Source organism: Nocardiopsis valliformis DSM 45023 (assembly GCF_000340985.1).
In the GTDB taxonomy this organism is placed as follows: Bacteria; Actinomycetota; Actinomycetes; order Streptosporangiales; family Streptosporangiaceae; genus Nocardiopsis; species Nocardiopsis exhalans.
In genome coordinates this window covers 1-19,802 of the sequence record NZ_ANAZ01000057.1, presented here as the reverse complement: position 1 = coordinate 19,802, position 19,802 = coordinate 1, and the positions used below count along the sequence as shown (strand labels likewise).

The window sequence follows — 19,802 nt, the reverse complement described above, 5'->3', positions numbered from 1 at the left end:
CCCGCGGTGACCCGGTTCGTCCAGGTCACAGGCGGGGGAGGGGCACAGGGTGATCATGTCGTGCCCTCCTCCGCCATGTGGCGGTTTTCCGGAAGATCAGTGGGCGCTCTGTTCCGGGGGCGGGGCGCCCAAGAGGTATCCGCTAATCGCGCGACCACACCCCGGTTCGGGCGGCCTTGGCGGTGTACTCCTCGAAGCTGTTCGCCGGGCGGGACAGGGCGCGCTCCACTCCGTCGGCGGGCTTGGTGTTGCGGCCGTCCAGGACCTCGGTGAACAGCTCCGCCAGCCCGTGAGCGACATCCTCGGGCATGCCGACGGCAGCGGAGGCGGCCACGAACTCCTCCGTGGACACCTTCCGGTAGGTGACCGGGCGGCCTGTGGCCTCGCCCAGGGCCCTTCCCGCCTCGGTGAAGGTCAGCGCCCTCGGTCCGGTCATCTCGTACAGCTCCCCGGCGTGCCCGTCCTCGGTCAGGGCCCGGGTGGCCGCCTCCGCGACGTCGTCCAGGTCCACGAACGGCTCGGGCACGTCCGCCACCGGCAGCGCGACGGTTCCGGACAGCACGGCCGGGAGGAAGAAGAACTCCGAGAAGTTCTGCGCGAAGAAGGCGCAGCGCAGCACGGTCAGGCCGGGGAAGACCTCACGCACCTGGCGCTCCGCGCGCTGGGCCTCCGGTTCGCCGCGCCCGGACAGCAGGACCATCCGGCGTACCCCCTTCGAGGCCGCCCGCGCGGCGAAGACGGAGACGGTCTCGGCCGCCCCCGGAAAGGCCAGGTCGGGGTGGTAGCAGAGGTAGACGGCGTCGACCCCCTCCAGTACGGCGTCCCAGGTGCCGGTGTCGTGCCAGTCGAAGCGCGGCGTCCCCGTCGCCGGGTGGCCGGACCGGGAAGCGACCCGGTGGTCGACGCCCCGCTCCGCCAGAAGTCGGGTGATGCGGCGACCGGTCATCCCGGTGCCGCCGGTGATCAGGACTCGTGAGGTGGTGCTGTGCGTATCCATGACTCCAGTACAGCCGCAAACACCTGGACGGAACATGGTTCTTCTGCTGGACTGCATAAGAGAACGTCCAGTACCGACCGGTTCAGGAGAGGTCCATGGACCCCCTTGTGCACCTGATCGACGGGCCCCGCGCTCGCTCCGCCTTCACCCTGCGCGTGGTGATGAGTGCCCCCTGGGGCATCGACGTCCGCGACGGGGCCGCCCTCACGGTGGTGGTGATCACCGGCGGCCGGGTCTGGCTGCGCCGTGAAGGCCTCGAGCCCCTCCCGACCGGCCCCGGGGACGTGCTGCTCATCCGGGGAGCGGAACCCTACGTGATCTCCGACCGGCCCGACTCCGTTCCGGGCACTGTCGTCTACCCGGGCAACCGCTGCATGAGCCTGGACGGCCGGGCGGTCCACCAGACCATGAGCCATGGCGTCAACATCTGGGGAAACGACCCGGAGGGCACCGACACCATGATCCTCGGCGCCTACGAGGGCACCGGTGAGATCGGCCGACTCGCCCTGGCCGCCCTGCCCCCGGTGGCCCTGCTGCCCGCCGGTTCGGTCGACGCCTCCGTCGTCTCCCTGCTCACCCGGGAGATCACGACCGCACGGGTGGCGCAGAGCGCCCTCAACGACCGCCTCCTCGACTCCCTGCTGATCATGGCGGTCCGCGCCTGGCTGGAGGCCCGTCCCGACACCGCCCCGAACTGGCTCAGCGCACGCCACGACCCGGTCGTCGCCCGTGCTCTGGACCTGGTGCACGAACACCCGGCCCGCCCCTGGACCCTGGAATCCCTGGCGGGGGAGTGCGCGGTCTCCCGCGCCACCCTGGCCGCCCGCTTCCAGCGCGCGGTGGGCAGCCCGCCCATGACCTACCTGCGCACCTGGCGGCTCACCCTGGCCTGCGACCTCCTGGTCGCCGAACCGGACCTGGGTCTGGAACCACTGGCCGCCCGGGTGGGTTACGGGAGCGCCTTCGCCTTCAGCGCCGCCTTCAAGAACCACACGGGAACCAGCCCCTCGGACTACCGCAGGACCAAACAGGAACCCTCGCCGGTCGGATAGCGGGCGGAACGGTTCGACACGTGCCACCCCGAAGAGGCGAACCAGCGCGGGGACGCACCGTGGGCGGCCCCTTCCGTTCCGTGTTCGTTAGGATGCCGCACGGCCGACCAACGACCTGTACACCGGTGAATCCACCTCAGCCCGTACACAGCGGAGGGATCCCAGATGAGCGACCGCACCCAGGCCTTCACCGGCCTCATCGAGAACTACCGGGCCTTTCGCCCCGACTACCCGGGCCAGACCCTCGACACCCTGCGCGACCACGTGCGCGCCGGTACCACCGACGCCTGGCCCGACCCCTGGCTCCTGCTCGACGTCGGTTCCGGAACCGGTATCTCCACCCGCTCGCTGCGCGGCGTCTTCGGCCCCGGCCCCCGCGTGGTGGGGGTCGAGCCCGGCCGGGACATGCTCGACGCCGCGGCCTCCGAGGCCGAAGGGGTCGAGTACGTGGACGCCCGCGCCGAGGACATCCCCTTCCCGGACGCCTCCGCCGCGCTGGTCCTCACCGCCCAGGCCGTCCACTGGTTCGACCGCCCCGCCTTCTACGCCGAGTCCGTCCGCCTGCTCGCGCCCGGCGGCACCCTCGCCGTGCTCAACAACAACCGCGACCTCGACGGCAGCGCGTTCATCGACGACCACGAGGCCCTGCTGGAGCGGTACAGCCCCGGATACGACCGCTACTACCGCAAGTACGACCTGGTCGGAGAGTTCTCCGGGGTCCAGGGGATGGCCGGAGCGACCGAGCACTCCCACCCCTGGGTGCGTGAGCTCACGGCGCAGCAGTACCTGGGCATGGCGCTGTCCTCCAGCAAGATGGCGGCGGTCGTCCGCGAGCTGGGCGAGGAGCGCACCCGCGCCGAGATCCTCGCGATCGCCGAGCGCCACTTCCCCGACGGGAACGTCAAGGTGCCCTACACCACCCAGTTGGTGTTGGCCCGACGCGTGTGAGCGGGTGTTCCGAGGCCTGGCCGACGAGTCCTGACGGCACCACAGGGTAGGTATCGGAAGGTAACTCTCGAACCAGGAGGCACACGTGGTACTCGGACCACTCGCTTACCTGCTGGTCGCCGGGGTCGTACTGGCTTGGGGGTACGGGCTGTACCGGCTGGTCCGGCGGCAGGTGCGCCGTGAACGCGACCCCCACGACCCTGACGACCCCGGCCCCGGAGGACCGCTCAACGACTGGTGAGCCCCGCGCGCCAGTGCGGGGCCCGTTCCGTGCGGGGTTTTGCAGGATCGCGCCCTCCCGCTGGCGTTGGCCAAAGGCGCGGCAGGGAAGGCTCCCGCCGATCGGGTCCGCTCCCCGCGGGCCAGGCAACGACGACGGGGGACCACACACTCATGGCGCAGCTGATCGTACTCGGGGTAGCCGACCGGGACACCGCCGAGAAGGCGCTCGACATCGCCGCTGACCTTAGCAAACAGGAGCTCCTCCAGCTGGAGGACGCCGCCTACGCCTACAAGGACGACAAGGGCCGCCCCCGCATCCACCAGACCGTCAACCTCACCGGTTACGGTGCGGCGGGCGGTGCCCTGTGGGGCACACTCATCGGCCTGCTCTTCCTGAACCCGCTCCTCGGCCTGGCCGTCGGCGCGGGCGCGGGCGCGATCGCGGGCAGACTCAGCGACGTCGGCATCGACGACGACATGATCAAGGACATCGGCTCCGAGCTCCAGCAGGGCCGGGCCGCGGTCTTCCTGCTGGCCGACGACGCCACCATCGACCGCGTGGTCGACGCCTTCCGGCCGCTGGACCCTACGGTCATCCAGACCAACCTGTCCAAGGACAACGAGAGGGAGCTCGTCGAGGCCCTCCAGTCCTAGGCTTCCTGCCCCGGAGCCCCGGGCCCTCTCACGCCGCCGGTGCGGGCCACTCGCACCGGCGGCTCCTCTGCCCGGCTCAGACGACTCAGGGGAAGCGCACCCCGCTCGGCTGATCGCCTCGGCCAGTACGACGAGGAGAAGTGATGACCGGTAACGGACCCGACCACTCCGACGACACCGACTTCGCCAACGCGGACCGGGGTCTGATCGCGCGGCTCGAACCCGGACAGGTCAGAGATGACAGCGGGCGGGTGGTGTGGGACGCCGACGCCTACGGCTTCCTCGAGGGGGAGTGTCCCGACAGCGCCGACCCCGGTCTGTGGCGGCAGTCCCAGCTGTGCTCCAGACAGGGGCTGTTCGAGGTCACCGAGGGGATCTACCAGATCCGGGGCCTGGATCTGTCGAACATGACCCTGGTGGAGGGCGACCAGGGCGTCCTGGTCATCGATCCACTCATCTCCGCCGAACCGGCGCGCACCGGGCTGGAGCTGTACCGGGCGCACCGAGGCGACCGGCCGGTCAGCGGGGTCATCTACTCGCAGTCGCACGTGGACCACTTCGGTGGGGTCGGCGGGGTCACCGACGGCACCGTGCCGATCCTCGCACCCGCGGGATTCATGGAACACGCGGTGTCGGAGAACGTCTACACCGGTCCGGCGATGGCCCGCCGCGGCCTCTTCCACACCGGATCCCACCTGGAGGCCGGGCCGAGGGGACACATCGGTGTGGGGCTGGGCCTGAGCAGGTCCTCCGGCACGGTCACGCTCATCGCGCCCAACCGCTCCATCACCCGCACCGGCCAGGAGGAGGTGGTGGACGGGGTGCGGATCGTCTTCCAGATGACGCCCGGCCCCGAGGCGTCCACCGAGATGAACTTCTACTTCCCCGAACACCGGGCCCTGTGCATGGCGGAGAACGCTACCCACAACCTGCACGACATCCTCACCCTGCGCGCGGCCCCGGTACGTGACGCCCGGGCCTGGTCGCGCTACCTCGACGAGTCCATCGCGCTCTTCGCCAACGATTCCGACGTCCTGTTCGCCTCTCACCACTGGCCCACCTGGGGCACCGACGAGATCGTCGCCTTCCTGCGCCAGCAGCGCGACCTCTACGCCTACCTGCACGACCAGACCCTGCGCCTGATCAACCAGGGGTACGTGGGCATGGAGATCGCCGAACACCTCCAGCTACCGCCCGGCCTGGAACGGGAGTGGCACACCCGGGGCTACCACGGTTCGGTCAGCCACAACGTCAAGGCGATCTACCAGCGTTACATGGGCTGGTTCGACGGCAACCCCGCCCACCTGTGGGAACATCCGCCCGAGGAGGCCGCGCGACGGTACGTGGAGTGCATGGGCGGCATCGACGAGGTGGTGCGCAAAGCGGACGGGTACCGGGACCGGGGCGATCTGAGGTTCGCCGCCACACTGCTCAACCACGCCGTGTTCACCGACCCCGGACACGCTCGTGCCCGCGCTGCCCTGGCCGGGGTGTACGAGCGGTTGGGCTTCGGATCGGAGAGCGGCACCTGGCGCAATTTCTACCTCCAGGGCGCCGCCGAACTACGCCGGGGCAAACCGGACCTGCCCCCGACCCTGGGCACGGGGATGGCGGCCGCGCTGTCGGTGGACCAACTCTTCGAGTCCGTGGCGATCCGGGTCAACGGCCCCAAGGCCTGGGAGGAGTACTTCGTCATCGACTGGGTGTTCACCGACATGGACACCACCTACCGGACCACGCTCTCCAACGGGGCGCTCACCACCCGAGAGAAGCCGCGCCGGGGCGAACCGGACCTCACCATCACCCTGAACAAATTCCGCCTGCTGCGCCTGCTCGCCGGAAAGGGCACCGAGGGCATGAGTTTCTCCGGGGACGAACAACTGCTGGACCGTCTGCTCGGCCTGCTGGACCAACCCGACCCGACCTTCGACATCGTGACCCCCTGACCGGAGTTCGCCGGGGAAACCTACCTGCCGGACTGTGCGGCGATCCCGTCCAGGACCATGTCCAGGCCGGACATCACCCAGTCTTCGTTCCCCGCGGCCGTAGCGGCTGAGCTTTCCGCCCCCGGGGCTCGCGCTTCGGGAGGCCCTTCGGAGCCAGTGGCGGAGCCGGACGCGGAGTTCACCAGGGCGGCCACACGGGGGAAGGCGGAGAGGTCGTCTCCGCTGAGTCTTCTGCGCCAGGCGTTTCCGGGGTTCCGTTCGTCCAGGTCACCTTCGCCGCCCAGCGCCAGACGGGCACTGCCCTGGAGGTAGTGGGTGACGGCCATGATCGCCCGTCCGGCCTGTTGCGGGGTGAGTTCGAGGGGTTCGAGGGCGGCCAGGGCCCACTCCATCGACGCGAGCATGTGCGGGCCCACGGGCGGGGCGAGGGTTGCGGTGGCGGTGAGCAGCCATGGGTGGGCCGTGTACATGTCCCAGTCGTGCCGGGCGAGCAGACGCATCCGTTCACGCCAGTCCATGCCCTCGGGGTCGGGGTAGGCGTAGCGGGAGTGGAGGGTGTCGATCATCTCCCGGAGGAGCTCCTCCTTGTCGGAGACGTGCCGGTACAGCGACATCGCCCCCGCCCCGAGCTGCTTGGCGATCCGGCGCATCGACACTGAGTCGAGCCCCTCCGCGTCGGCGAGGTCGATCGCGACCCCAACGATGCGTTCCCTGCTCAGAGCCTGCCCCGCCACACTCACCACCCGGTTCGTCGTTGCGGTCATGCTAACTCTTGCGTACGGTGTACTCACTAGTTGCGTACACCGTACCCAAGGAGTTTCCATGGTCACGCGAACCCATCGAACCCACCGCCGACGGTGGCTCGCCTTAGGCGTCCTCGTCGTCCCGGTCCTGCTCACCTCGATGGACATCTCCATCCTGTACATGGCCGTCCCCGCGATCACCGCGGACCTGGCGCCCACCGCCGGTCAGATGCTGTGGATCCTCGACGCCTACGGCTTCCTGCTGGCCGGGCTGCTCATCACCGCTGGCAACATCGGCGACCGGATCGGGCGGCGGCGCCTGCTCCTCATTGGTTCCGTGCTCTTCGGCGCCGCCTCCCTGGCGGCCGCGCTCTCACCGACCCCCGAGGCACTGATCGCCGCCCGGGCCCTCATGGGCGTCGGCGGAGCCACCCTCATGCCGTCCACGCTCGCGCTGATCCGCAACATCTTCACCGACCCCGCCGAACGCACCCGCGCCATCGGGCTGTGGACGGCGGGCTTCGCCGGAGGTGCGGCGCTCGGGCCCATCGTCGGCGGCGGGTTGCTGGAGTTCTTCGGCTGGGGCTCGGTCTTCCTGATCAACGTCCCGATCATCCTCGCCCTGCTGGTGGCGGGCGTTCTGGTGCTGCCGGAGTACCGGGCCGAGCGGCCTGACCCCCTCGACACACTGAGCGTCCTGCTCTCCTTCACCGCCGTGCTGCCCTTGGTATGGGCGATCAAGACCACCGCGGAGGAGCTCGCCCTCAGCCCGGCAGGCGGAGCGGCCCTCCTGTTCGGCCTGCTCACGGGGGCGGTATTCGTCCTCCGCCAGCGGCGTCTGGCGGTTCCGCTCGTGGACGTGTCCCTGTTCGCCAACCGACGGTTCACCGGGGCCGTGCTCGCGGGCGCGCTCATGATGTTCTCGCTCGTCGCGATGATGCTGCACACCGCTCAGTTCCTCCAGCTGGTCGAGGGGTTCTCCCCGCTCGGCGCCGCGTTCCTGCTGCTGCCCGTCCTGGCCGCGGTGGCGGTGACCTCCACGCTCTCGGCCACGGCCGCCCGGTTGTGGAGCTACCGGACGGTGTTCGTGGGAGGCGCGCTGACCTCGGCCAGCGGCATGCTGGTGCTCGGGTTCACCCCCGCAGCCCCGCCGATCTGGTGGGTCCTGCTGGGGTCGGCCCTGGTCGGCATGGGTGTCGGGCCGGTGGTCGCGCTGGCGGTGGACGTGGTGGTCGCGGCGGTCAGCCCCGACCGGGCGGGTGCCGCCTCAGCGGTGTCGGAGACCGCCAACGAGTTCGGTGCCGCGATGGGGATCGCCGTCCTGGGAACGGTCAGCGCGGCGGCCTACCGCGCCGGGATCCAGGCACAGCTGCCCGACGGCGTGCCCGCCGAAAGGGCGGAGGCGATCAGCTCCAGCCTGGGCGCGGCCCTCGCCGTCGCCGAACACCTCCCGACCGGAGCCGCGGAGAGTCTGGCTGCCTCGGCCCGAGAAGCGTTCGTGTCGGGAATGGCCGCGACCGGGATGGTCGGGGCCGCGCTGCTGCTCGCTCTGGGGCTGGGGCTCATAGTGCTCCTGCGCCAGAAATGATCAGGGAGAGCGCTCTCCCGGGTGGCCGAGTCAGGGGTGGGAGCGCAGACGGCGGAGCATGCGGGCGTCCTGGAAACCCACGGTCCGCGCCGCCGACTCCATCGTCGCGCCCTCACCGATCAATTGCTCAGCGCGTTCCAGCCGCAACCGCTGTTGGTACCGCAGCGGGGTCAGCCCGGTGGCCTCGGTGAACGCACGGGTGAGGGTGCGTTCGCTGACCCCGGCCGAGGCGGCGAGCTCGGCCAGGGGCAGGGGTTCGGCGTACCGGGCGTCGATGGTGTCCTGCACGCGGTGCACCACGTCCACCGGGTGGGACCGGTGCCGCAGCATCGCGCTGGCCTGGGGTTGGTCACCGTTGCGGCGGGCGTAGACCACCATCTCCCGGGCCACGGAGGCCGCCACGGACGGTCCGTGCCACCGGGTGACGAGGTGGAGCGCGAGGTCGATGCCGCTGGCGATGCCCGCCGAGGTCACCACCCGGCCGTCGGACACGTACAGCACGTCCGGTACGACACGCACACGCGGGTACCGCCGGGCCAGCTCGTCCTGGAGGGTGTGGTGGGTGGTGCACCGGCGCCCGTCCAACAGCCCGGCCCGCGCCAGAACGAACGCCCCCGAGCACACGCTCGCCACCGTGCCCCCGGCCGTGTGGTGCGCGGTCAGCGCCTCGGCCTGGGCCGGGGTGGCGTGCGGCGCGGTGCCGCGGATCCGCCACCCGGGGACCAGCACCAGGTCGTCGGGGCCCAGGGCGGGCCACTCGACCGCCGACCGCAACCCGACACCCTGGGCGGTGGGTACTTCGGGAAGAGCGGAGACATGGTGGAGCTCCACCGGGCGGCCCAGTTCCGCCAGAGTGGAGAACACCTGTGCCGGGCCCGCCAGATCCAGTAGGTGGAGCCCGGGTAGCAGCAGGAAGACAATCTTGCGCACGATCCGGTCAGCCTAGCCGAACCGGATCAGCGGGCCCCGGGCATGTGCTCGCCCACGATCTCGTCCACGGTGCGCACCGCGGCGAAGCGTCCGGCCAGGGCGTAGACGGTGCGGGTGATGACGTCCTCGGGGCGGAGGGTCCGTGGGTCGTCGAGGATCTCCCGGAGCGCGCGGCCCGGGGTGCTTCCGGGTGCCTCGATGGGTTCGGTAGCGGTGGCGTCCACCGCGAAGGTCATGGCCAGCCCCAGCTCCGAACCCATGCGGGTGGTGGTCTCGCAGCACTGTTCGGTGCGTACCCCGCAGACGGTGACCTTGGTGACACCCCAGCCGGTGAGCAGGCGTTGCAGGTCGGTTCCGGTGAAGGCGCTGTGCGCGGTCTTGGTCAGCAGGGGTTCGCCGTCGGCCGGGTTCAGTCCGGGCATCGGTTCCACGAACCCGAGTTCGGGATCGAATACCGTGCCGCTGCCGGGCTCGGTGTGCAGGACCCACACGACCCGGTCGCCCCGGCCGCGGAAGTGGTCGACGAGGCGTCCGATCCGGTTGGCGACCTCGGGGTCGGACGAGGCCTGCCAGCTCTCGCGCTGGAGGAAGGACTGCTGCGCGTCGACGACCACGAGCGCTCTGCCGGTACGTGTCGGGTTCATGCCCCAACCCTTCCAACGGTCAGCGCCCCGAACCAGGCACGATCCCGCCTGTGACCGGACTGATCCGGTCACAGCTCCCGGACCCGGTTCCGGTCGGCGGGGTCGTGCCCGAAGCGTTCACCGCCGCCACACGGTCACGAGACTCAGGCGAGCCGCTTCTTGAAACCGATGTGGCTGGGCTCGTATCCCAGGCGTTCGTAGAAGCGGTGGGCGTCCTGCCGTTTGACGTCCGAGGTCAACTGCAGCATCACGCAACCGCGCCCTCGGGCCTCCCGCTCGGCCCACTCCAGCAGATCACTGCCCAGGCCGCTGCCGCGTTCGTCGGTGTGCACCCGAACCGCCTCGATCTGGGCCCGGGTGGCCCCCTGCCGGGACAGGCCCGGCAGCACCGTGAGCTGGAGGGTGCCGACAACCCGGCCGTTGCGGCGGGCCACGGCCAGGTACTGGTGAGGGTCGGCGTCGATGACCTCGAAGGCCTCGAGGTAGCGGGACAGATCGTCGGGGGTCTCGCGCTGGGCTCCCAGGGGGTCGTCGGCCAGCATGGCGACGATCGCTTCCACGTCCGTCTTCAGAGCGCGTTCAATGGTGAGCATGAGCCCAATCTAGCGAGCCTCGTGGGCGGGGCCGTTGGTTATGAGCCGCTTCCCGCTACTTGGTTGCGGACTCTCCCGTTTCGGCTCTCCCACCCCCGGGAGGGGTCAATTACAGTTGACCCATGGACACCCAACAGATCGCCGAGCTCGCCCGGGCCCTGGACGGCGACGACCCCCTGGTGGGGTTGGACGCCGTCGTCCAGCTGCGGGGGGAAGCCGAACGCGCCGAGGCCGTCCTGGTACGCCGCGCCCGCAACCAGGGCGCCACTTGGGCCCGGATCGCTGAGGCCCTCGGTGTGTCCAAGCAGGCCATCCACAAGAAGTACGGCGGCCGGGGCCTGCTGCGTCACCAGAAGTAGCCCGGGATCCCCGCGCGAGCCGAACCCGGTCCGGCTCCGCGGAGAGCGCTCTCACTCAGCGCAGCGCGGCCGCGAAACGCTCCATGCGCTCCTCGAAGCCCTCGGCGTCGCCCGAACCACACCGCCACCGAGTCCGCCCCCGACGCGGTCAGCTCACGGAAGCGCTCCACCGCGGCCGCGAACTCCTCCTCACCGCCGGTCCACGCCATCCGGACCCCGGCACGCACCGGGCGGCGGGTGAGTTGGCGCAACCGGTTACGCGCCCTCCGGAAGACCTCCGGGTCCGGGTCGACCCCCTGCCACTCGTCGGCCCACTCCGCGGCCCGCCGCAGAGCCGCGTCCGAGCCGCCACCCACCATGAGCCGGACCCGATCCGCGGGGCGCGGCTCGAACACCCCGCGTTCGTAGGAGTGGAACCTTCCCCGGAACGGGCCCTCTCCCTCGAACAGGTGCCGGAGCAGCGCCAGGGCCTCGTCCGTCCGGGCTCCCCGGTTGGTGAAGTCCGAGCCCACCGCCGCGAACTCCTCGCGCTCCCAGCCCACTCCCACCCCGAGGGTGAACCGGCCCTCGGACAGCCGGTCCAGGGTGGCCACCTGCTTGGCCAGGACAAACGTGTCGCGCATCGGCAGCACCAGCACGGACGTGCCCAACCGGACCCGTTCGGTGCGCGCTGCCAGGTAGGCCAAGGCCACCAGGGGCTCGTACACGCCCCCGTACGTGTTCCCGTAGGGCTCGGGCGGCAGGACGTGGTCCGGCAGCCACACCGTGTCCGCACCGAGCTCCTCGGCGCGCACGCCCAGGTCCGCCAGAGTGTGCGGGGACATCTCGGGTGATTCGTCGGGCAGCACGACCTGGAGGCGGGGCCCGGTCAGAGGTTCGGTCAGCTCGCTCATGCGGCGACCGTAGCCCGTCACACCAGTGTGAAGGTCAAGACATCCGCGGGCCCGTCGCTTATGGGAGTTGCTTGACCGCGTGGACCAGCAGTGCCACGGCGAGCTCCTCGCTCTCGCTCTCGGAGAGCGAACCGCTCCGGCCCTCGTCGATACTGGCCTCCACCCGCGCCTCGACCACCAGGTTCTCGAACTGGGGCACGGCGAACTTTTGCGCGTACCCCAGGCTCTGACTCTCTCCCACCCGGATCTCCACGCCGCCGGGGCCGGTCTCCGAGCGCACCCGGGTGTCGGGCACCCAGCTGTTGCCGTACTGGATTTCGGACTTCTCGTCGGCGGAGCGGCGTTCGAACCCGTCCTCGTCCTTGTTATAGGGGATCACAGTGAGGTGCATCCGGTCACCCCAGCCAGTGGGGCCACCCCGGCCGAGTCGCACGACCAGTGAGCTGTCCGGCCAGGGGCCGCCTCTCACCAGGTACGGGCGGCCCTGGTCAGATGGGAGCGGACCAGGTCCAGGTGGGGGTTGTCGGTCACCCCGGGTCTGCGGGCCAGGTACACCGTGTTGAATGGCGGGTCCTCCGGCTCCAGGAGCGCCACCAGGTCACCTTCGAGCAGGGCCCGCTGGCACAGGTAGCGCGGCAGGACGGTCGCGCCCGCCCCGTTGACCACCGCGGCCAGCACCGAGCGCAGGTCGGGCACGGTGAGTTCCGGCGTGTGGGTCAGCCGGACCCCGAACACGTGCCGCCAGTAGCGGCGGGCGATGGGCAGGTCGTCGGCGTAGGTGACCAGCGGAACCCCGCACAGGGCCGTGCAGCCCTGGCGCTGGACCCGGGGCAGGCCCACCTTCTCCGCCCAGACGGGCGCCGCTACCAGCACGAACTCCTCGTCCATCAGCGGTTCGGCGAGCACCGCCCGGCCCCGGGGTCGGATCGAGGACAGCACCAGGTCGTGCCGCCCCGCCCGTAGCCCCTCCAACAAGTCGTCGGCCAGCCCGGTGTGCACGCGCAGCCGCAGCTTCTCCTCAGCGACGAGCGGGGCCAGCGCGGGCAGCGCACGCTCACTGAGCAGCTCGGCCGGTCCCGCCAACCGCAGCGGAGCGGTCGGAGCCGATGACGTGCCGGGGCCGCCCTGGAACGCCACTGTCTCCAGGTCGTCCAGCGGCCCCGCGACCCGGGCGGCGAGGTCGTTGGCGTCCGAGGTGGGGGCCACCCCGCGGGGGAGGCGTTCGAACAGTGCGTACCCCAGACGCCGTTCCAGAGCTCTTATCTGAGTGGTCACAGTCGGCTGTGACAGCTGCAGCAACTGGGCCGCGGCCGTGAAGGAACCCGAGCGGTGCACGGCCAGGAACGTCCGCAGCAGCTGGAGGTCCAAGGGCCCGTCCGGCCCGGGCACGATGTCGGGCGACGTAGAACCATTGGAAATTCTATAGGTCACCTCGCCGATTCTATTGGTCCCCGTATGTCATCCGGGTCTAGTGTCGAAGACCCGTGGTCGTACCGGTACCCGGTCCCACGAAGTCGCGTTCAGGGGAGTGCACAACCATGCCCGTTTCCAAGGAAGTCCACCTCGTCGCCCGGCCCGACGGCGAACCCCGGCCCGAGGACTTCTCCGTGGTCGAGACCACCGTCGCCGACCCCGCGCCGGGCCAGATCCTGGTCCGCAACGACTGGATGTCGGTCGACCCCTACATGCGCGGCCGCATGAACGACGTCAAGTCCTACGTGCCGCCGTTCGAACTGGGCAAAGCCATGGAGGGCGGCGCGGTCGGCACCGTCGTCGCCTCCCAGAGCCCCGACGTCCCCGTCGGCGCGAGCGTCCTGCACTTCCAGGGCTGGCGCCAGTACGCGCTCATGGACGCCGCCCGGGCCAAGGTCGTGGACACCGACGCCGCCCCCGCACAGGCCTACCTGAGCGCGCTCGGCATGGTCGGCCTCACCGCCTACGCGGGCCTGACCGCCGTGGCCGGGCTCAAGGAGGGCGACGTGGTGTTCGTCTCCGGTGCCGCGGGCGCGGTCGGCAGCCTCGCCGGTCAGATCGCCAAACAGCTCGGCGCCTCGAAGGTGATCGGCTCCGCGGGCGGTCCCGAGAAGAAGCGCCGCCTGCTGGAGGAGTTCGGCTACGACGCCGCCATCGACTACCGCGAGGGCGACTTGGAGGGACAGCTGGCGGAGGCCGCCCCCGAGGGCATCGACGTCTACTTCGACAACGTCGGCGGCGACCACCTGCGCGCGGCCATCCAAGGTATGCGGGTCCACGGCCGTGCCGCGCTGTGCGGGGCGATCTCGGTCTACAACGCCACCGAGCCGGTGCCCGGCCCGGACAACCTCGGTCTGCTGGTGGGCAAGCGGATCAAGCTCCAGGGCTTCCTCGTCGGCGACCACGGTGACCTCGCCCCCGAGTACTACAAGAACGCCGCCCAGTGGCTGGCCGAGGGCAAGCTGCACACCGAGGAGACCGTGGTCGAGGGCATCGACAACGCCGTCGACGCCTTCCTCGGCATGATGCGCGGCGCCAACACCGGCAAGATGCTGGTGCGTCTGCCCGTCTGATCCGCACCTGACCCGCGCCCTGTGGCCGGGGGTCCCCAGTTTGCCTGGAGCGCACTCCAGGTCGGCATCATGGGAGCCCCCGGGTACCAGGGACCACAGCGGCCCCAGGGGCCACCTGGCCCCCACGCATCTCTCTACCCGCCGCGGCACGGTCACGGCTGCGGCACGCCCGTCCCCGCTGAAAGGCAACTCTCTTGCAGCACGTCACGCTGAACAACGGCCTCACCATGCCGCAGCTCGGTTTCGGTGTCTGGCAGGTCCCCGACGACGAGGCCTACACCTCCGTCACGACCGCCATCGAGGCCGGCTACCGCAGCATCGACACCGCCCGGCTCTACGACAACGAGAAGGGCACCGGCCGCGCCATCGCCGACTCCGGTGTGGCGCGTGAGGACATCTTCCTCACCACCAAGCTGTGGAACGACGACCAGGGCTACGACAAGGCCCTGAAGGCCTTCGACGCCAGTCTGGAGCGGCTGGGCACCGAGTACGTCGACCTGTACCTGATCCACTGGCCGGCCCCGGCCCGCGACACCTACGTCGACACCTGGAAGGCGCTGGAGCGCATCCACGCCGAGGGCCGGGCCAAGGCCATCGGCGTGTCCAACTTCACCGCGCAGACCCTGGAGCGCCTCATCGGCGAGACCGAGGTCGTTCCCGCGATCAACCAGATCGAGCTGCACCCCTACTTCTCTCAGCCCGGGATGCGCGCCGCCAACGCCGCCGAGGGTGTGCTCACCGAGGCCTGGAGCCCGCTGGGCCAGGGCAAGGGCCTGCTCGAGGACCCGGTCCTGGTCGAGCTCGGCGCCAAGCACGGCAAGTCCGCCGCGCAGGTCGTGCTCCGCTGGCACCTTCAGCTCGGCAACGTCGTCATCCCCAAGTCCGTGACCCCGTCGCGGATCCGGGAGAACTTCGACGTGTTCGACTTCGAGCTCACCGCCGAGGACATCGACCGGATCAGTTCGCTGGACCGCGACGGCCGTATCGGCCCGGACCCGGACACGCTCAACTAGTCAGGCAACCGGACCCGGACGACCGGACCGGCACCAAGGCCCGCCGAGCACCGCTCGGCGGGCCTTCGCCGCTCCGTGATTCGTCCCCCGTGGTCCGATGACGCACATCACCCGGAACGGACGACCGATGACCCGTCACCGGCCGAACACGCAGCCGCCCACGGGATGACCCCACGGTTCCGCGACGCCCGTGACAGGGCCGAGCCTGAGGTAAACCTCGGTGAAGCGGATGGCCGCTTCCGGTCGGGATCGTCGACTCCCGCACCAGGGTGAACACGACCAACAGGGGAAACTTCGCGACGGGTAAGGACCTGTTGTGCGCGGCTGCTCGGCGACACCACACCGCAGACTTCCGGTCCGGGGTGGCGAGGGGTCGAACAGAGGCGTACAGTCCTCTCTGGTGTGCCGGGGAAGTTCACGCGGCTGACACCACATGTCTCTCTACGCGAAACCAGATCCATGACCGTCGTCCCCCGTCGCACCGCGCGTGTCTACCGCTCCGAAACCGCAGAGCGGTCCGTGCACGCCTGGTGTCACAGAGCCCTGAGTCAGTGGCCCGAACTCGGACCCCTTCCGCTCGTGGAGACCCGCCTGGGTCCCACACAGGCCTTCCGGGCCTCGGGTGGAACCGGAACCCCGGTCCTGGTCCTGTCGGGTACCAACTTCAACGCCGCCACCACGGTCCCCGCCGCCCGCGCGCTCGCCGCGGACCGGCCGGTACTGCTGGTCGACCTTCCGGGACAGCCGGGTCTGAGCTGCGGCCAGCGGACCGCGGGTTCCCGGATCGAGGCCTACGGTGCGTGGCTCGACGAACTGCTGCCCCGGATCACCGACGGCCCCGTCATCGTGCTGGGCCACTCCCGGGGCGCCGCGATCGCGCTGTCCTCGACCCCGAACCCGCTGGTGGCCGGGATGCTGCTGCTCAACCCGGCCGGGTTGACCGCGGCGGGCGTCAGCTCGGAGTCGATGCGCGTGACCCTGCCGTGGATGATCCACCCCAACGAGCAGACCAGTACCCGACTCATCGAGTTCCTCAGTGGCCCGTCCACGGACACCGGCTGTGCGGAGCACCGCTCCGAGGCGGAGTGGCTGACCATGGTGTCGCGCCACTGCCGTACCCACTCGACCCCGACCCCGCTCCACGCGGAGTCCTTTCTGGCCTGGGCAGGTACCCCGGTCCGCGTGGCCACCGGTTCGCACGACCCCTTCTTCTCGTCCGCGCGTCTACACGGACCGGCCCGCCGGTTCCTCAACACCGACGTGCACACCATCGAGGGGGCGGGACACCTGTCCCTGTACGAGCAGCCTGAGAAGGTCGCCGAGCTCCTCCGCGAGCTCGACACCTGAGCGGTACCCGCCCCACAGACGAGCGCCGGTGGCGGCCTCACGGCCGTCACCGGTCCGGACCCCGGTTCCCAAGGGGCTCTAGCGGTCGTGTCCCTGGGGGCCGGGCTCTGTCGGCAGTGGCGCTCAGCCGCGGCCCAGTAGCTGTCGCAGCTCCGGAACCGACGTGAACACGTGCCCGTGGAACCCGAGCGCCCTGGCTGCCTCGACGTTGGCCCGGTTGTCGTCCACGAACAGCACATCCCCGGCCGGGACGCCCATGCGTTCCAGACACCACCGGTAGGCCCCGAGCTCGGGTTTGGCGCGCCCGATCCGGCAGGACAGCCCCAGTGTCGGAAACAGGCCCAGCACGTGCGGGTGGAGCTCCTCGAAGCGCTCCGCGAGCTCCGCGGGGATGTTCGAGAGCAGCCCGAGCCGCACCCCCGCCTCGGACAGCTCGGAGACCAGCGCCACCGACTCCTCGTTCACCCGGGACCAGCTGTCCAGGTCCAGGGCGATGAACTTCTCGACCTGCCCCGAAGTAAAGGGTTCACCCAGGCGCTCGCCCACCGCCTTCCAGTAGGCGGGGCCGTCGAGGTCGCCCCGGTCGTAGTCCTGGCGCGGTGCCCAGTAGGCGGTCCAGAAGGCGTCGTGGCCGTGGCCGGAGTACTCCGCCATCGTGGCCCGGACCGCCGGTGACTGGTCCATCGCGACCACACCGAACATGTCGAACAGCACAGCGTCCAAAAGGCTCTCCCGGGGTCGGCCGAACAGGGGTATCGGGTTCGGGTACGGAAAGGCTCCTTCCCCCACGGGGCCCCCGCGAACCTCTGCCCCCTGGTGATCCCGAGAGCACGGGGGTAAGGAAGCCGGCATGGTCAACCCCCACGGCATCAGCCGCCGCACACCCGAAACCGCGCCCACTCCGGCTGAGGTCGAGTCGCTCTACGCCGCCGCCTCCGCACCGCCTCCGCACCGCCGCCGCTCAACGAGCCGCCCTCCACGGCCGCCCTCTTCTCCGGGCTGTACGCCGTGAACGTGAACCGTCCCGACACGATCGTGCTCGCCGCCCATGAGGGAACGGAGCTCATCGGGTTCGTGTACGGGTACCCGTGGGCCTGGTCCGAGGACGACCCCTGGGGACAACAGCTCCGTCGACGGCTGGGGGAGGGCCAGCGGGAACTGGCAGACTCCTACGCTGTCCCGCTGCTCGCGGTCCACCCGAGGGCCTGGGGGCGGGGGCTGGGGGCAGCGCTGTTGAGCCGCATCGTCGAAGAGGCTCCGGGGCGCCTGTGGCTCCAGACCACCGACGCCGACACTCCCGCGCTGCGCCTCTACCTACGGCAGGGGTGGCGCCGGGTCGGGGTCGGGCCCGACGCGCCGGACGGGCGGCCCGGCGCGGTGTTCGTCCGGTGAGCTCTGCCAGTGTGCTCGCAGTGCGTCCGGGTAAGAACGGTTTCGTTATCGCCGAAGGGGCAGTTGATACCGGAGGAATTCGCTTCCCGGTGCGTATCCTTGCCCGAGGTCGACGCGCGGGAAAGGGTGCTTCCCGTCATGTCGAAAAGCCCCGAAACACCAGAAAGCAGTCGGCATGCTCGAAAAGCTGGCACGCAAGCTGGGTCTGGAAACGAACCCGGCGATCTTCTTCATATCGGCCACGTTGACCGTCGTTTTCGTGGTGTCCGCCATCGCCTTCACCGATTCCGTGGACGCGGTCTTCGGCGCTGTGTCCAATTGGATCCTGTCCTACCTGGGGTGGCTCTACATCCTCGGAGTGACGTCCTTCCTGATCTTCCTGGTCTGGATCGCGGCCAGCCGCTTCGGCAAGATTCGGCTCGGGCCCGCGGACAGCAAACCCGAGTACAGCAATCTCACCTGGTTCTGCATGCTGTTCGCGGCCGGTATCGGAAGCATCCTCATGTTCTGGGGAGTGGCGGAGCCGGTCAGTCACTTCGCCAACCCGCCCCAGCAGAACGTCGAACCCGAGTCGGTCCAGGCTGCCCAACAGGCGATGGGGTTCACGCTCTACCATTTCGGTCTCCACACCTGGACGATCTTCTGCCTCCCGGCGTTGGCCTTCGCCTACTTCGTCTACCGCAGGGGCCTGCCCTTTCGGGTCAGCTCCATTTTCTACCCCTTCCTCGGTGAGCGCATCCACGGTCCGATCGGGCGGTCCATCGACATCCTCGCGGTCCTGGGCACCCTGTTCGGCGTGGCCGTCACCATCGGCCTGGGCACGATGCAGATCAACAGCGGCCTCAACACGCTGTTCGGCATCGAGGAGAGCCGCCTCACCCAGATCATCCTCATCGCCGTCATCACCCTGATCGCGGTGATCTCCGTGATCAGCGGCCTGGACGTGGGCATCAAGTGGCTCTCCTCCATCAACATCGTGATGGCGGTCGGACTGCTCCTCTTCGTCTTCTTCGCCGGTTCATCCCTGTTCCTGGCCAAGGGCATCATCGAGACCACCGGTGTGTACCTCGAATGGCTGATCCCGCTCTCGTTCTGGAACGACGCGTTCGGAGACACGGGCTGGCAGGGGTCGTGGACGGTCTTCTACTGGGCCTGGACCATCACCTGGTCGCCCTTCGTGGGCATCTTCATCGCGCGCATCTCCAAGGGACGGACGATTCGCGAGTTCGTGATCGGGGTCCTGGGGCTGCCCACCGCGTTCAGCATCGTCTGGTTCAGCGTCTTCGGCCTCTCCTCCTTCGACATGGAGCTGAACGGAAACGGCGGGCTGGTCGACGAGGTCGTGGTCCAGGAGGACATCCCCGGTGCGTTGTTCGCCTTCCTGGCGAACTATCCGCTGGCCACCTTCCTCTCGGTGGTGTCCATCGTCATCGTCGTCATCTTCTTCACTACCTCCTCGGACTCGGCGTCCCTGGTGGTGGACATGCTCTGCTCGGGCACGCAGCAGTCACCGACCCGTCAGCGGGTGTTCTGGGGCATCACCGAGGGGGTGGTCGCCGCAACTGTCCTCACGGCCTCGGGGGTGGGCGGCCTGGACGCCCTCCAACAGACGATCATCGTGTTCGGGCTGCCGTTCTTCGTCATCGGGTTCTTCATGATGGCGGCCCTGGTGAAGTCCCTCTCCGCCGAGACAGCAGACGGCTCCGGACTCCAACGGCGGCGCAACGTGCCCTTGGAGGCCAGGGCCCGCAAGATGCGCGGTGATCAGCGTGACAACGGTGGCGGGACCACCCGAGGCAGGGAGGAGGACGAGGGCTGAGCCGACAGCGCCCCGCTATCCCGTGCGGCCACCGCGCCGGGTGGCGGGGCGGTTTTGGGCCCCCTTCCGAAGATGATCTTGCTACCAGAAGCGAAATCAGCGCCTTGGGGTCAAGT

20 protein-coding genes and 1 pseudogene are annotated in these 19,802 nt (G+C 69.8%); 12 read left to right on the top strand and 9 right to left on the bottom strand.

Translation table 11 applies throughout. The features are described from left to right. Positions 1–142: 142 nt before the first annotated feature. Entirely contained in the window at positions 143–997 is an 855-nt protein-coding gene (locus tag D457_RS0130490) for an NmrA family NAD(P)-binding protein (protein WP_017584457.1), read from the bottom strand. Positions 998–1,092: 95 nt separating this feature from the next. Here D457_RS0130490 and D457_RS0130485 point away from each other — a divergent pair, with 95 nt between their 5' ends. The 5 genes from D457_RS0130485 (at position 1,093) to D457_RS0130465 (ending at position 5,819) form a co-directional block, all read left to right on the top strand. After that, complete coding sequence (locus tag D457_RS0130485) at positions 1,093–2,049, top strand: AraC family transcriptional regulator (protein WP_017584456.1); 957 nt, start codon at positions 1,093–1,095, stop codon at positions 2,047–2,049. Positions 2,050–2,214: 165 nt separating this feature from the next. Then, positions 2,215–2,997, top strand: a complete 783-nt coding sequence (locus tag D457_RS0130480; protein ID WP_017584455.1) for a class I SAM-dependent methyltransferase — start codon at positions 2,215–2,217, stop codon at positions 2,995–2,997. A gap of 85 nt (positions 2,998–3,082) precedes the next feature. Further along, positions 3,083–3,238: a hypothetical protein gene (locus D457_RS36585; RefSeq protein WP_017584454.1), complete on the top strand. Its 156-nt coding sequence runs from the start codon at positions 3,083–3,085 to the stop codon at positions 3,236–3,238. A gap of 152 nt (positions 3,239–3,390) precedes the next feature. After that, a complete protein-coding gene (locus D457_RS0130470; RefSeq protein WP_017584453.1) occupies positions 3,391–3,873 on the top strand; it encodes a DUF1269 domain-containing protein in 483 nt (160 codons plus the stop codon). Positions 3,874–4,016: 143 nt separating this feature from the next. Beyond that, complete coding sequence (locus D457_RS0130465) at positions 4,017–5,819, top strand: alkyl/aryl-sulfatase (protein ID WP_017584452.1); 1,803 nt, start codon at positions 4,017–4,019, stop codon at positions 5,817–5,819. Positions 5,820–5,839: 20 nt separating this feature from the next. Here the strand turns inward: D457_RS0130465 and D457_RS0130460 are convergent, their stop codons facing one another. Further along, positions 5,840–6,583: a TetR/AcrR family transcriptional regulator gene (locus D457_RS0130460; protein ID WP_152514428.1), complete on the bottom strand. Its 744-nt coding sequence runs from the start codon at positions 6,581–6,583 to the stop codon at positions 5,840–5,842. Between the two features lie 58 nt (positions 6,584–6,641). On the opposite strand from D457_RS0130460, the gene D457_RS0130455 reads away from it, so the two are divergent. After that, positions 6,642–8,150, top strand: a complete 1,509-nt coding sequence (locus tag D457_RS0130455; protein ID WP_017584450.1) for an MFS transporter — start codon at positions 6,642–6,644, stop codon at positions 8,148–8,150. A gap of 30 nt (positions 8,151–8,180) precedes the next feature. On the opposite strand, the gene D457_RS0130450 is transcribed toward D457_RS0130455, so the two are convergent. The 3 genes from D457_RS0130450 to D457_RS0130440 form a co-directional block, all read right to left on the bottom strand. Beyond that, on the bottom strand, positions 8,181–9,080 hold the full coding sequence (locus D457_RS0130450) for a GlxA family transcriptional regulator (protein ID WP_017584449.1): 900 nt from the start codon (positions 9,078–9,080) through the stop codon (positions 8,181–8,183). Between the two features lie 26 nt (positions 9,081–9,106). Further along, complete coding sequence (locus D457_RS0130445; protein WP_017584448.1) at positions 9,107–9,724, bottom strand: cysteine hydrolase family protein; 618 nt, start codon at positions 9,722–9,724, stop codon at positions 9,107–9,109. Positions 9,725–9,867: 143 nt separating this feature from the next. Then, entirely contained in the window at positions 9,868–10,317 is a 450-nt protein-coding gene (locus tag D457_RS0130440; protein WP_017584447.1) for a GNAT family N-acetyltransferase, read from the bottom strand. A gap of 122 nt (positions 10,318–10,439) precedes the next feature. On the opposite strand from D457_RS0130440, the gene D457_RS0130435 reads away from it, so the two are divergent. Then, positions 10,440–10,676, top strand: a complete 237-nt coding sequence (locus D457_RS0130435; protein ID WP_017584446.1) for a hypothetical protein — start codon at positions 10,440–10,442, stop codon at positions 10,674–10,676. 55 nt (positions 10,677–10,731) lie between these two features. Here the strand turns inward: D457_RS0130435 and D457_RS33810 are convergent. From D457_RS33810 to D457_RS0130420, 3 genes and pseudogenes are all read right to left on the bottom strand, one after another. Further along, a pseudogene (locus D457_RS33810) lies at positions 10,732–11,569 on the bottom strand (TIGR03619 family F420-dependent LLM class oxidoreductase). Between the two features lie 58 nt (positions 11,570–11,627). Beyond that, the gene (locus tag D457_RS0130425) at positions 11,628–11,960 is read right to left on the bottom strand and encodes a hypothetical protein (protein ID WP_017584444.1); all 333 of its coding nucleotides are present in this window, start codon (positions 11,958–11,960) and stop codon (positions 11,628–11,630) included. 74 nt (positions 11,961–12,034) lie between these two features. Beyond that, a complete protein-coding gene (locus tag D457_RS0130420) occupies positions 12,035–12,937 on the bottom strand; it encodes a LysR family transcriptional regulator (protein ID WP_017584443.1) in 903 nt (300 codons plus the stop codon). Positions 12,938–13,107: 170 nt separating this feature from the next. Between D457_RS0130420 and D457_RS0130415 the strand changes: the two genes are divergently transcribed. The 3 genes from D457_RS0130415 (at position 13,108) to D457_RS0130405 (ending at position 16,475) form a co-directional block, all read left to right on the top strand. Continuing rightward, a complete protein-coding gene (locus D457_RS0130415) occupies positions 13,108–14,115 on the top strand; it encodes an NADP-dependent oxidoreductase (RefSeq protein ID WP_017584442.1) in 1,008 nt (335 codons plus the stop codon). A gap of 194 nt (positions 14,116–14,309) precedes the next feature. Next, positions 14,310–15,128 carry an aldo/keto reductase gene (locus tag D457_RS0130410; protein WP_017584441.1) on the top strand — a complete coding sequence of 273 codons (819 nt, stop codon included), beginning with the start codon at positions 14,310–14,312 and terminating at the stop codon, positions 15,126–15,128. A gap of 459 nt (positions 15,129–15,587) precedes the next feature. Then, positions 15,588–16,475, top strand: coding sequence for an alpha/beta fold hydrolase (locus D457_RS0130405; protein ID WP_017584440.1), 888 nt, complete (start codon positions 15,588–15,590; stop codon positions 16,473–16,475). 123 nt (positions 16,476–16,598) lie between these two features. Here the strand turns inward: D457_RS0130405 and D457_RS0130400 are convergent, their stop codons facing one another. After that, complete coding sequence (locus tag D457_RS0130400; protein WP_017584439.1) at positions 16,599–17,198, bottom strand: HAD family hydrolase; 600 nt, start codon at positions 17,196–17,198, stop codon at positions 16,599–16,601. A gap of 291 nt (positions 17,199–17,489) precedes the next feature. On the opposite strand from D457_RS0130400, the gene D457_RS34330 reads away from it, so the two are divergent. Both D457_RS34330 and D457_RS0130390 read left to right on the top strand, forming a co-directional pair. Beyond that, positions 17,490–17,867, top strand: coding sequence for a GNAT family N-acetyltransferase (locus D457_RS34330; protein ID WP_017584438.1), 378 nt, complete (start codon positions 17,490–17,492; stop codon positions 17,865–17,867). Positions 17,868–18,042: 175 nt separating this feature from the next. Beyond that, positions 18,043–19,686 carry a BCCT family transporter gene (locus tag D457_RS0130390; RefSeq protein ID WP_017584437.1) on the top strand — a complete coding sequence of 548 codons (1,644 nt, stop codon included), beginning with the start codon at positions 18,043–18,045 and terminating at the stop codon, positions 19,684–19,686. The last annotated feature ends 116 nt before the right edge of the window (positions 19,687–19,802 follow it).